10 protein-coding genes are annotated in these 13,282 nt (G+C 53.9%); 3 read left to right on the forward strand and 7 right to left on the reverse strand.

The window, feature by feature from the left end; translation table 11 throughout:
- Nucleotides 1-146: 146 nt before the first annotated feature.
- Nucleotides 147-989: a heme/hemin ABC transporter substrate-binding protein gene (locus DFR47_RS03115; RefSeq protein WP_245416416.1), complete on the forward strand. Its 843-nt coding sequence runs from the start codon at nucleotides 147-149 to the stop codon at nucleotides 987-989.
- A gap of 6 nt (nucleotides 990-995) precedes the next feature.
- Here DFR47_RS03115 and DFR47_RS03120 read toward each other — a convergent pair whose 3' ends face one another.
- A complete protein-coding gene (locus tag DFR47_RS03120; protein WP_210207250.1) occupies nucleotides 996-1,571 on the reverse strand; it encodes a TetR/AcrR family transcriptional regulator in 576 nt (191 codons plus the stop codon).
- A gap of 124 nt (nucleotides 1,572-1,695) precedes the next feature.
- Here DFR47_RS03120 and DFR47_RS03125 point away from each other — a divergent pair, with 124 nt between their 5' ends.
- Nucleotides 1,696-3,195 carry an MFS transporter gene (locus DFR47_RS03125; protein ID WP_113942908.1) on the forward strand — a complete coding sequence of 500 codons (1,500 nt, stop codon included), beginning with the start codon at nucleotides 1,696-1,698 and terminating at the stop codon, nucleotides 3,193-3,195.
- 70 nt (nucleotides 3,196-3,265) lie between these two features.
- Here the strand turns inward: DFR47_RS03125 and DFR47_RS03130 are convergent, their stop codons facing one another.
- Nucleotides 3,266-4,198: a bile acid:sodium symporter family protein gene (locus DFR47_RS03130; protein ID WP_113942909.1), complete on the reverse strand. Its 933-nt coding sequence runs from the start codon at nucleotides 4,196-4,198 to the stop codon at nucleotides 3,266-3,268.
- A 212-nt stretch (nucleotides 4,199-4,410) separates the two neighbouring features.
- On the reverse strand, nucleotides 4,411-5,724 hold the full coding sequence (locus tag DFR47_RS03135; RefSeq protein WP_113942910.1) for an MFS transporter: 1,314 nt from the start codon (nucleotides 5,722-5,724) through the stop codon (nucleotides 4,411-4,413).
- A gap of 219 nt (nucleotides 5,725-5,943) precedes the next feature.
- Between DFR47_RS03135 and DFR47_RS03140 the strand changes: the two genes are divergently transcribed.
- A complete protein-coding gene (locus DFR47_RS03140) occupies nucleotides 5,944-7,755 on the forward strand; it encodes a LysR family transcriptional regulator (RefSeq protein ID WP_113942911.1) in 1,812 nt (603 codons plus the stop codon).
- Nucleotides 7,756-7,823: 68 nt separating this feature from the next.
- Here DFR47_RS03140 and DFR47_RS03145 read toward each other — a convergent pair whose 3' ends face one another.
- The 4 genes from DFR47_RS03145 to DFR47_RS03160 are packed head-to-tail and all read right to left on the reverse strand — an operon-like array spanning nucleotide 7,824 to nucleotide 13,243.
- Nucleotides 7,824-9,470 (reverse strand): thiourocanate hydratase, encoded by a 1,647-nt coding sequence (locus DFR47_RS03145; RefSeq protein WP_113942912.1) that lies wholly within the window; start codon nucleotides 9,468-9,470, stop codon nucleotides 7,824-7,826.
- 24 nt (nucleotides 9,471-9,494) lie between these two features.
- Nucleotides 9,495-10,583, reverse strand: coding sequence for a thiohydantoin desulfurase (locus DFR47_RS03150; protein WP_113942913.1), 1,089 nt, complete (start codon nucleotides 10,581-10,583; stop codon nucleotides 9,495-9,497).
- Nucleotides 10,584-10,595: 12 nt separating this feature from the next.
- Nucleotides 10,596-11,882 carry a Zn-dependent hydrolase gene (locus tag DFR47_RS03155; RefSeq protein ID WP_113942914.1) on the reverse strand — a complete coding sequence of 429 codons (1,287 nt, stop codon included), beginning with the start codon at nucleotides 11,880-11,882 and terminating at the stop codon, nucleotides 10,596-10,598.
- Complete coding sequence (locus DFR47_RS03160) at nucleotides 11,882-13,243, reverse strand: dihydroorotase (protein WP_113942915.1); 1,362 nt, start codon at nucleotides 13,241-13,243, stop codon at nucleotides 11,882-11,884. Before DFR47_RS03160 ends, DFR47_RS03155 begins: the two co-directional genes overlap by 1 nt.
- Between the last annotated feature and the right edge of the window lie 39 nt (nucleotides 13,244-13,282).

Here is a 13,282-nt window from a genome sequence, read left to right on the forward strand (position 1 = left end):
GGCTTGCATTAAGTTGACTCGTTAGCTCATGTTTAATAGGGCTATATAAATCATGATAAATAGAGTCAACTTTAATTATGCGGAACAGACATTTGTGCACAAAGGTGGAAAATCATCCCTGTAAACGGCCGTTTGGCGTAAAAATCTTGCTTAAAAATGCGCTGCTTATTTTGCTGCTTGGCTTTTGCTATAATGCTCAGGCACAGGAGCAGGGAACAGCACAGCGTATTATAACGCTGGGGCCGGATGTGACCGAGATTGTTTATGCGCTTGGCAGTAGCGACAAAATTGTAGCTCTTGACCGCAGCAGCAAATATCCGGCGGATACAGCGAATAAAACCAATGTCGGCTACCGGCGCAGTTTATCAGCCGAAGGCGTGCTGGCACTGCATCCTGATCTTATCATTGCATCAGAGGATATCGGCCCGCCGGAAGTGGCGGATGTGCTTAACCAGTCCGGTGTGCCCGTGCTGTATATTCCGGCGATCAACAGTCGTGAGGGGCTGATTACCAAGGTGAGCATGATTGCTGAACGTCTGAACCTGCAAGCGCAGGGAGAGGTGCTGACAAAGCAGATCATTGCGGATTTTGATGCAGCCATGGTGCATGTGCGTAAAGTCTCGGAAGGGCGCGGCAAGAAGGTGGTATTTTTCCATGGTCTGACCAAACTGAGCGGTGCAGGCAGTGACACGGCGGCAGATGCTTTTATCCGTCATGCGGGCGGGGTTAATCCGCTGTCCGTCTATAAAGGTTATAAAGCCGTCTCCGAGGAATGGTTGCTGGAGGCTGAACCGGATGTGGTGCTGATGCTCTCTGACGGTGCCGGTGGCCCCAAGCCGGAGGATGTGTTTTCTGTTAAAGCGCTGCAAACCACGCCTGCGGCCAAAAGCAAATCACTGATTGTACTGGACGGGCCTTATATGCTTGGCTTCGGCCCTCGCACGGCGGAAGCTGTACGCATTCTGGCTGATGCGCTTTACGGGCAGTAATTACATTCAATCATCAATTTTCTTCGGCAGCAGTTTTTCAATATCGCGGAAAATCTGCTGCCATTCATCTTCATTCAGATCAAAAAGCTGAAAACTGCGCAGCAGAAACGCACCCTCATTGGCTATAAAAGCTAAGCGGGCATTGCGCCCTTGTTCTGTTGATACATCCAGTTCGCTCAGTTGCTGACGATACCATTGACGGGTATCTGCCAGATGCTCGGAATTGGGGATCAGTGCAGCCAGCATTGCGGCAAAGCGTGAGTCACCGAGCGGATCACTATCGCGCGTTACCCGTATATGCGCGGCAATATGGGACAGCATGTCGGTTTTACCGTTTTTCTCGGTTGTAACCTTCTTGTCAAATTTATTGCCCCAACGGGTGAGCATGGCATCAACCAACCCGTCTTTGGTGCCGAAACAATATTGCACTCCGCCTTTGGTGATACCTGCTGCTTTAGCCAGCGCATCAATCGTCAAAGCAGTGGCACCATGCTCGACGACAATTTTCTCCGCCAGATCCAGCAAGTGATTGCGGTCGATTGTGCGGGGGCGGCCGATTTTTGTGTGTTTTTTACTTTCCATACGTATGGATTTAAATTATCGACCTTCGGGTTTCAAGTGTTTATTGCAACGATCAGCTCCCGGATACGTTGCAGACTTTGATTTAAACGTGCTGAAAAACAGCACAACAGAAGTGGATTTTACAATGGCATTACAAAACCGCTGGCTGGTTCTGGCCATCGTTTCGAGTGCATTATTTTTAATCGTTATTGATATGACAGTGCTTTACACAGCTCTGCCGCGCCTTACCCATGATCTTGCGGCAAGTGCTTCTGAAAAGCTCTGGATCATCAATGCCTATCCGCTGGTCGTTGCGGGCTTGCTGCCGGGTGTCGGCAGTCTTGGTGACCGCCTTGGCCATAAACGCATGTTCACATCAGGTCTCGTCGTTTTCGGACTTGCATCGCTGACTGCCGCCTATGCACCGACAGCTGAAGTGCTGATTGCAGCGCGTGTATTGCTTGCCGTTGGTGCGGCGATGATGATGCCTGCAACCCTCTCGATCATTCGACTGACGTTTGAGGATGAGCATGAACGCTCTTTCGCAATTGGTATCTGGGCGGCAGTTGCCTCCGGCGGTGCTGCATTCGGTCCTGTGGTTGGCGGTGTGCTGCTCGAATACTTTTGGTGGGGCTCTGTTTTCCTCATCAATGTACCGGTTGTCGTGATCGCGCTGCTCTTTGCCCTGTTTGTACTGGAAAGCCGCCCCGGTAATAAAAACCGCAAATGGGACCTGATCGGTTCCATTCAGGTGATGATCGGTCTGGTTGGCGTGACTTTTGCGCTGAAAGAACTGGCAAAGCGTGACGGTTCTCTGGTGTTGTTTGCCGTCGCACTGGTTGTTGGTCTGACCGCGCTGGTTGTGTTCTATCGCAGGCAGCGGGCAACCAACGGCATGCTGATTGATTTCTCGCTGTTTAGTAACCGCAAATTCTCGTCCGGCGTCATGGCAGCTTCGGTCTCTGCAGCGGCTTTGATTGGTGTGGAGCTGGTTTTCAGCCAGCGCTTGCAGCTGGTCGCCGGTTATTCGCCGCTCGAGGCCGGTTTGCTCATTCTGCCAATTCCGCTGGCTGCCTTTGTAGCAGGGCCTCTGGTCGGCTGGGGCTTGCCTAAAATCGGTGCTGCGCGGGTACTGTGGGGCGGGATGATGATTACAGGTCTCGGCTGTACGCTGTATTTGCTGAGCTTCCAGCTACAGCCACATGTCTGGCTGATCGGGCTGATGATTATGGGCTTTGGTGTCGGTGCGTCAATGACCGGTGCTTCCACGGCTATTATGGGCAATGCACCGCAGGAAAAGGCCGGTATGGCTGCCTCTGTAGAGGAGGTGTCCTTTGAACTCGGCGGTGCAACCGGCGTTACGATTTTCGGTAGTCTGATGACTGCGATCTACACGGCTTTCATGGTGATACCAGCAGGTTCAGGCTTTACTGATACCATTCGTGACAGTCTGGATGAGGCATTGTTATTTGCGGAAACGTTGCCTGCGGATCAGGCACAGCACTTGCGTGAAATCGGATTCATTGCCTTTGATCAGGCCTTTATGTGGGTGATTGGCACAGCAGTCCTGCTGATCTTTTCAACGGCTTTGCTGATTTTCCGGATGAACCGGAAATCCTGTGAGGCAGCTTTGAAAAAAGCATAAAAAAAACCGGCTCATTCAGGCAGAATGAGCCGGTTTTTCGTTGGGTAATGCGTAAAATTACAGCAGATGATTATTTATCATCTTTCATACGGGCGAAATAATTCGCCAGCAGCGCACCGGAAATATTGTGCCATACGCTGAAGATCGCGCTTGGTACCGCGGCCAGCGGTGAGAAATGCGCATTGGCAAGGGCTGCACCCAGACCGCTGTTCTGCATGCCGACTTCAATCGCAATCGCTTTACGTTTGGCCAGCGACATGCCGGTGAGTTTGGCAGCGGTAAAGCCAAGCAGATAGCCGATGCCATTGTGTAGCACCACAACAACAAAGATCAGCAGGCCGGATGTTGCAATCGCGCCTTTGCTGCCAGCCACAACGGCGGCGACGATCAGTACAATACCGGTTACGCTCACCAATGGCAGAGCAGGTACGGCAGCTTTAACGACACCCGGAATAAGCTTCTGCGCGAGAACGCCGAGCGCCAGCGGTACGAGAATGACTTTAACAATGCTCATAAACATTGCCCATGCATCCACCGGCAGGAACTGACTGGCAAAGAACCAGACGAGGAATGGCGTTACCAGTGGTGCCGCCAGTGTGGTTACACTGGTGCAGGCAACGGACAATGCCACATCACCTTTGCCGAGATAGGTCATCACATTGCTCGATGTACCGCCCGGGCAGCAACCGACGAGAATGACACCGGCTGCAACTTCAGGAGACATCGGAATAATCTTGGTCAGCAGCACGGCAAGCAGCGGCATGATCAGGAACTGGGATGCAACACCGATACCCACATCAACCGGACGACGCACCACTTCACGGAAATCATCGACGGAGAGGGTAAGACCCATGCCGAACATAATGATACCGAGCAGGGTAACAATATAAGGGCCGAAGAATTTAAAGGTCTCAGGGAATACAAAACCGAGAACGGCGAACAGCAGAACCCAGACCGCAAAGGTCTTGCCTACGAAGGCCGAAAAGCTTGCAAGTGCTTTCATTACAGATAGTCCTTATTCAATAACAGACCCCGATCTAATTTTTATGAGGCGGCATAGCAAGTTATTAATGAAATAAAAAAGGTCTTATACGGGTAATAAAATGAGTCTGAGCTGATGGCCTATAGGTCTAAAGTTTCATGGGGCACATGAAAAACACCCGCCGTGAGACAGCTCTCACGACGGGTGCAGTGAATGTGTGACTGACAGAACTGTCAGGCTGTCTTTTTATTATCGCTCATTTTGAAAATCGCGAACAATGCGATGACAGCTGCGATACTGACATACCATGCCGGTGCGCTGTAGCCGAGCGAGGTTGTGCCGAGCCATGTCAGTGCTGCCGGAGCAAAACCACCGAAAATTGTGGTGGAGATGTTATAGGCAAGCGACATACCGGTTGAACGGATATGGGTCGGGAAGACTTCGGACAGAGCGGAAGGTGCAACGCCAACCACACCGGCAACCATAACACAGAAGCAGCTCTGAACAGTGATCAGGGTGCTGAGTGTTGGTGAGTGATGCAGCCACCACAGCAGCGGATGAATAGCAATCAGCAGCACGGTTGTGGTGATCGCCAGTGTCAAACGACGGCCGATCTTGTCGGAAACAGCACCGGCAACGATACAACCGACAGCCATAAGACTATTTCCGATCAGGGCAGCAATGAATGCCTGTGAACCGGTGAAACCGAATGCACGCTGTACATAGATCGGCATATAGATGATCATGACATAGACGCTGGCTGCCCATAATACGGAGAAGGCTGTACCTTTGAGCAATGCACCGCCATAATTGACGAATACTTCTTTCAGAGGGGCATGTTCTGCAGTTTTGCCTTGTTTATCAAATTCAGCTTTGAAAACAGGCGTTTCATCCAGTGAACGGCGCATCCACAGACCAACAGGTGCAATCAGCAGGCCGAGGATGAACGGAATACGCCAGCCCCAGTCACCAACCTGATCTTCAGTGAGAAGTGAGGTGACAGCGAGAGCAACAAAGGCACCAATAATATTGGAAAATGCCATACTGGCCTGCAGCCATGCAGCATATTTACCTTTTTGACCTTCCGGCGCATGCTCCACCAGAAAGGCTGCGGCACTGCCGACTTCACCACCGGCTGAGAAGCCCTGCAGCACACGGCCGGCAAGAATAATCATCGGAGCGCCGATACCGATCGCGGCATAGGTTGGTGCAATAGCGATCAGCAGCGTACCGGCTGCCATGATCATGATTGTCAGAAACAATGCCGCTTTACGACCGGCTTTGTCGGCATAAACGCCGAGGACAACCGCGCCCAGCGGACGGATCAGAAAGCCAAGACCAAAGGCCAGAAAGGACTTGATCAGCTCGACAGTGTCATTTCCGCCAGGGAAAAAATTCTTGGCGATGTAAACGGCAAACAAAGCGTAGATTGTAAAATCATACCATTCCAGCGCATTACCGATAGAAGCGGCAGCGACAGCCTTTTTGGCATTGGAATTCGGCTTTGCGTCCGATTTGATAGTTTGATTATGTGTAACGTCCGTCATATGACAGAATCCCCCAAATATTCCGGCTGTGGTCTTTTATGTCTCATCTCCCACCAGCAATACGAGACAGTAACAATTTAACTTTGTGTCGGCAGTTGACAAAAAATGAATGTCTCCATAGCGAAAAACGAAATAGTATTTCGGCGGAACAATATTTTTGTATTTATGGCATATTGGATTGATATTCCTGATAAAAATCACTGATGAAGGTCTGTGCCTATGATCGAGCTGCGGCAGCTTTCTTACTTTGTGGCGGCCTGCCATCAAACCAGCTTCAGCAAGGCGGCTGAAGTTCTGGATATTGCGCTGTCAACTTTGAGTGTTGCGCTGCAGAATCTGGAAGAGGAAGTCGGCGCGCAACTGTTCCGCCGCGTACCGGCCGGGCTGACGCCGACTGTGGCAGGTCGCTGGCTCTATCGCGCTGCAATACCACTTTTGCAAGCCGAAGCTTTCACCCGACAGGCCACAATGCGGGAGTGTAACGGGCAATGCGAATTCAGCCATTTGGTGGTTGAAGTGCAGCTGATGTTCTCACTTGGTAATGTCTCCAAGGCCATAAGCTCGGCTTTGGTCGGCCTGCAAAAAGACTATCCGGAAGTGTTTATCGAGCCACATTGGGGCAGTTCGGACGGGGAGCCGCCTTTGCCGCTGACCGAGAGTACTGAGAGTAACCGGATAATCTTCAGCTATGAGAAAAAGGGTGTCGCCATTCACGATGATCCGTGGGTGCTGGCGCGTAGTCTGCCGGTTCAATCCGGTGAGGCTCCTGCCTTGCAGGATATGCTTGCAGGTCCGGTGATTGTTCCGGCACTGCCCGAGCCGCTCTTGCAGGATTTGTCGGGCTATTTGCAGCAGCATCCGATTAAGAATATCCGTTTTACACAGGATCATCCGGGCACTCTGGCACGCCTGAGTGGCGAGAACCCGGATACCGCTTTTCTGGTGCCGCAAAGCACACTAGCCAACCGCATGGGGTTGCATCGCCTGAAACTGGTGCCGCTTGATCCACCGCTTATCAGTCAGGTGCGGGTGCATATTGCCGATCCGCATCCGGTGGCGGAAGAGACTGTACGCCGTATCCGTGCGGCACTGGCATCCGGAGAGCCTTCAGCACTCTATCAACCGCAACTGACCAGACGGCAATTCAGCTATTTCCGGCTGATTGACAATAACCGCAATCTGACTGCCGCTGCCCGTGTGGCTAAAGTTGCCCAACCGGCGATTACCGGCCAGCTGCGTAAGATGGAGCAGGTGATTGGCAAACAATTATTTGAGCGCCGCCGCGATGGTCTGGTGCCGACTGAGGCAGGGCGCATCTTCCGCATTGGTAGTGAACTGATCGAAGCACGTTTGCAATCCATGGCCGTGCATAGTGCGGGATCACTGGGGCGCAACCGGTCGCGTTTACGGATTGGTGTTCTGCCTTCGGTCAGTCAGGAAAGCACTCTGCTGGCAGGTATGACCGATGCGGTGCTGCGCTGGCGCAAAAGTCACCCGCAGATTGACCTGCAAATTCTCGAAGCGCCAACCAGTGTTTTGCAGGATTGGGTACAGGCGGGTGTGATCAGCCTTGCCGTGCTGGAAACCGATATGCCGCACATGGCGCGTTTCAGACTCAATGTTGAGGAACCGCTGTCGCTGATCTGCCATCCCGATCTGGCAGCAGAGCTCTCTCAGGGTACAGGCGTTGATCTGGAAACACTGCGTCAGGTGCCGCTGGTGCTGCCGACTATGACCTTTGGCATCCGGCAATTGCTGGAAACACAATTGAACGAGCAAAACCTGTCGCTGGAGCCGGTGATTGAAATTAACTCACTGCCGATGATGATCGCGATGATCCGGCGCGAAAAGCTTGCAACCTTGCTGCCGGTCTCAGCCGTGCGTCGCGATCTGGAACAGGGCACATTGGTGAACCTTGAACTCAAGCCGCATATTTTGCGCAGATTGTTTGTGATCTATTCCAATGCCCGCACTCTGACGGTTGCCGAAAGAGAGCTGGTGCGCGAATTGCGCGAGGCACTCACACAATGAGTGGAAATGAAAACAGGCGAAACCGGAGTTTCGCCTGTTCTCTTTACGGGGGGAGGATTTTTTAGCTTTTATGCCAGATTGAAGTGGCGGATGTTTTTCTTTTCCGCTTCGTCCAGCGCTTCTTCATAACCGGCATCGGCATAACGCATCACGCCGAGCGATGTGTCATTGGTCAATGACAGTTCAATGCGGACATCCGCATCATCGGTACCATCGGCCACCACAGTCACACCCGCGCTGGTCATATAGCCGGAATAACCGCCGCCGCCGGAATGAATAGCGACAAGATCAGCTTGCGAGGAGCACATAGCCAGACCATTGATCAGCGGCCAGTCGGCAATCGCATCAGAACCATCACGCATATTCTCAGTCATGATATTCGGATGCGCCATGGCACCGGCATCAAGATGATCGCGGGTAAAGGCAACAGGGCCGGACAGCGTACCGTCACGCACCATGCTATTCACAGCGAGTGCCAGCTGAGTGCGTTCGCCATGGCCAAGCCATGCGATACGCGCTGGCAGACCTTCAAACGGCACATTCTCACCGGCGAGATGGATCCAGTTGGTGACAATGCGGTTATCGGCAAATGCCTTGAGGATGTAATTGTCGATAATGCGGATATCTTCCTGATTATTCGACAGAGCAATCCAGCGGAACGGGCCAATCGCACGGCAGAACAACGGACGCAGGAAGGCTTCGGTGAAGACCGGAATATTGAACGCATCTGCCACGCCGCCGTCTTTGGCATGGGTGCGGATCAGGTTACCATTGTCAAACACCACTGAACCGGCTTTCTGGAAACCGAGCATGGCTGTGACGTGACGAACGATGGAAGCGCGGCTTTCATTCATCAGGGTCTGCGGATCGCTCTTACGCATGGCACGGGCTTCATCCAGCGAACGGGTTGCCGGTACATAGCCGTAAACCAGATCATGGGCGGAGGTTTGGTCAGTTACGATATCCGGAATGATATTGCGTTCCAGAATCTGCTCATAAAGATCAGCGGCATTGCCGTGAACGCCGATGGAAACAGCGCGTTTCTCGGCCATCGCTGTTTTGACCTGCGCCAGCGCATCGTCCAGATCTTTGGCAATCACATCAAGGAAGCCGATATCCTTGCGCTTCTGAATGCGTTCCTGATCGATTTCAACGCAGAGCGTAACCGCACCGGCCATACGGCCTGCCAGTGGCTGCGCGCCGCCCATGCCGCCAAGACCGGCGGTGAGGATCAGACGACCGGCCAGATTATTATTGAAGCTCTGTTCGGCAATACGCATGAAGATTTCATAGGTGCCCTGAATAACACCCTGCGAGCCGATATACTGCCAGTCACCGGCAGTAAGACCACCCCAGCAGATCAGGTTCTGCTTTTCCCATTCGTAGAAATTTTCAGCCTTCGCCCACTGACCAACCATATTACAGTTGGCCATAATCACGACTGGTGCCTGTTTATGGGTTTTCAGAATGCCGATCGGCTTGCCGGATTGTACGACGAGCGTTTCGTCTTCTTCAATCTTGTGCAGGCTTTCAACGATTTTGTCATGAGACGGCCAGTCGCGTGCGGCTTTACCAAGTGCGGCATAGACCACCAGATTGTCAGGGTCTTCACCCACAGCCAGTACGTTTTCCATCAAACGCAGCAGGCCTTCAGCGCGCCAGTTCTTACAGCGCAACTCAGTGCCGGATGTGACGTTAAATTGTTTCTTGGACATAATAGTACTTTCTATACCGCTAAATCAGGCCAGTGCGTAATCGGCAAGGGAAATGCCGAGTGCCTTTTCGACAATCGGATAAACGCTCGGGTCTTTGACCGAGGCGCTGAGCGGAATTTCTGTCTTGTTGATGTGGAACACCAGAATTTCCATACCTTCATGGACATTGCCGACACTGACAGGGCTGCCATTTGTATCGAGCGTGGTGATCACATCAGGGAAGGTGGCAAGACGCTGACCGTCACCATCATCCACGGCCATATATTCGTTCATCACATGCAGGATCACATCGCGGTTGCCGTCACGCACGGTGATGGTGCCGATGTCGAAAGCTTCCTGCGTGTAGTGCACATTCTTGGCGGTGACTTTGCCCTGTGCGAGAATGCTGCCATTGGTGGTTTTGCAGATTGCATCAATCACCGCAGTTGCGCCTTTGCTCTGGGCTGCGCGGATGGCTTCGCCAAGGGTCAGAGCACGGGAGATACCGCCGAGCGCTGCATTCCTGCGCACATAGGAAGCACGCAGCGGATTGCGGCAGCTGGCGATGAAACCACCGGACATATCAGAGGCTTTGCGCAGGATCGGCGAGATTTTGGCTGTCGCGCCGCGTGTGACCAGCTCGATATAGGAGTTGGAATCACGGTGACCGCCAACGGCTGTCTGGATCATCTGCTCAGGGCTGTTGGCCATGCCGATGGAGCCCATGTCGCCAGTCGGATGCGCGCGGATATCGCCCACAGCATCAATCACTTTGGTGCCGAGAACAGCGGAAGGCAGCCAGGCATTCATGGTGCTGGACATGCCGTTCTGGCCGATCATCAGGCCATAGACTTCATCGCCCAACTCATATTGCAGCAGTTCAACGGCTTTCACATAGTCGATGCCGAGCATTTCCCACTGGGTGGTGCTGGCCGGTGCGCCGATAGCAGCGGCTGTGGCAATCCATGCATCGTCGGATACTTCTTCCATATCCACCAGTTCAGGCCGGCCAATGGTGACCGCAGTGGTGCCCAGCATACGGCCGTGCTCAACCCAGCCGCCGCCACCGGCTGCAAAGACCGAACCGCCTGCAATTGCGGATTCCACGTCATCCAATGTTAAAATACGCCCCATAATGGCCTCCTCTTAAATGCTGTTATGTGTTTGATTGGTAACCGGAGTGCGCTCGTCAAAGCGGCGCACTGCCGCAAACATTGCTGCAGCACCTGCTGCAAGGTCGTGTTTTTCTGCCCATTCTTCCGGTGTATGGCTGCGTCCGCCAAGGCATGGCACAAAGACCATGGCGGCCGGTGCCAGCTGGCCGATAAAGGCCGCATCATGCCCCGCACCGCTGGCGAGTTGCAGATGGCTATGGCCGAGTGCATCGGCGCTTTTTGCCAGATCATCCAGCAGGCCTAAGTCACAATCCATCGGCATGGTGTCGGAAAGGGTCTTGAAGTGGCTGCGCTCCACATTGGCTTTCGCGGCAGCAAGTTGTGTTGCCGCATCAATGCTTTCCAGAAAACGCAGCGTTTTCTCGCGTTTACCGGTGCGGATGTCGACAATCACCTTGGCCTGTTCCGGCACCACATTGGCACCGCCCGGCTCAAGGGTGAGAATGCCGACAGTGGCAACAAAATAGCCGTCCGGCTCGGATGCCAAAGCTTCGGCCTGTTCACGGATTGCAGTGACGGCTTGCGCTGCCGCATAAAGCGCATCGCGGCGCATATGCATTGGCGTGGTGCCCGCATGGTCAGCGGCACCCTGAAAGGCAATTTCCAGACGGGTGATGCCGACAATGCCGGTCACCAGACCCAAATCCGTCTTGCTCTGTTCCAGTACAGGGCCTTGCTCAATATGCAGTTCCAGATAGGCGGCAATATCCTTGCGCACAGCCTCTGAAAGTTTGGCCGGATTGCCGCCGACACGGATCAGCGCATCGCCGAGGCGCTCATCCTGCGGGCCCGTAAAGTCGAGCATAGCATTGGTCAGCTGACCGCTCATGCCACGGCTACCGACACAGGACAGACCGTATTCACTAGGTTCCTCTGCGAGAAAATCCACCACTTCCAGATTGTGCTGCAACTCAATACCGGCATCGCGCAGGGCGCGGGCAACTTCGAGTGCTGCCACCACACCGGCAATGCCGTCAAAGCGTCCGCCGGAAGGCACAGTATCACTATGCGAAGCCATCATAATGGTTTTGGCGTGCGGCTTGGCACCGGTACGGCGGCCGATCAGATTGCCTGCGGTATCAATGCGCACCTCAAGACCGGCGGCTTTGAATTGCTCAATCAGATAGGCGCGGCCAGCCAGAAAACGCGGCGTAAAAGAACGGCGCGTGTAAGGCTTGCCCGGCTCGGTAATATCGGCCAGCGCCATAATATCCTGCCAGAGCCGGTCGCCGTCTACGAGCGTGTTGGAGGCCGCCATTACGCGGCTCCTTTACGCAGAGCAGGGCGTACAAAGCGACCGGAACCCGGTTCAGCTGTGACCACACCTTCAGCCATGGCGCATTCACCGCGCACAAATGTATGGGTGATGCGGAACGGCAGTGTGATGCCGTCATAAGGGCTCCAGCCGACGATGTTATTGCCGCTTTCTGCCGCCTTGTAAGTGTATGGATCACGGCGTGCCAGCACGATATCCGCATCAAGACCGGCACCGAGCGCACCTTTGGTCTGACCGAGGCGGAACAGATTGGCCGGATTATGTGCCAGCAGACGGGCGGCATGGCTGAGCGACAAACCGCGCTCATCCAGACCTTTGAGCAGCAGCGCATAGAGCGCCTCCAGCCCCGGAACACCGGATGCGTTTTTCAGCATGTTTTCATCGTTTTTGCGATCAAGCGACCAGCTCACATGATCGGTGGAAACAATGCTCACGTTACCGGCGGCCAGTTGCTGCCAGATGGCTTCACGCTCGGCGCGGTTGCGTACCGGCGGGTTGATCTTAGCGCGGCCGATCAGACGGCTGACATCATCTTCTTCACACAAGGTCAGATAGTGGATGCAGGCTTCAACTGTTGCGGCATAGCCCTGTGCACGGTAGCCTGCTGCCAGTTCATAGCCACGGCCAACGGAGCAATGCACCACATGGGTGGCGCAACCGCTCATGGCGCCGATCTCATAGACTTCTGCCATCGCCAGCGTTTCAGTTACCGGCGGGCGGCTCATGCTATGGGTCAGATAATCGGTGCGGCCGCTTTTCTCGACCTGATCGATGTAATAGCGCACCATTTCATCATTTTCATTATGAATACCGGCAATCAGACCATGACGGGCAATGGCCGAGAAGCACTCATAAAGCATCTGCGGGGTGATGCGCGGAAAGCGCTCCGGATGCGTGCCGAAGGTCGAGAATTTGAAGCCCGCCGCACCGGCTTCAACCAGACCGTCAATATGCTTGGTGCCGTCTGCCGGATGCGCCGTGGCATAAAGCGCGAAATCCACGCGCGCTTCCTTGCCAGCGGATTCCACCTTGCGGGTGAAGCGCTCCGGCGTGGCGATCAGGTCGCCGTCGTCATAAGGCATATCGACAATCGTCGTAACGCCGCCTGCAGCGGCTGAGCGGGTCGACCAGATAAACTCTTCCTGATTTTTCTGGCTGCGGCTATGTACCTGACCGTCAATGGCACCCGGCAACACCAGATAATCCGTACCGCCATGGCTTTCACCTGCAGGGGCAGTACCTTGACCCGTCTGGACAACGCGGCCGTCGCTGACCAATACCCAGCCATTCTCAATGACCTGATCGGGCAGAACCACTTTACCTTTGAAGACTTTATCCTGCATTGCGGTATTTCCTCATTCTGGCTGCCTGCATTGTTTTGC

Source organism: Pseudochrobactrum asaccharolyticum (assembly GCF_003314995.1).
GTDB classification, from domain to species: domain Bacteria; phylum Pseudomonadota; class Alphaproteobacteria; order Rhizobiales; family Rhizobiaceae; genus Pseudochrobactrum; species Pseudochrobactrum asaccharolyticum.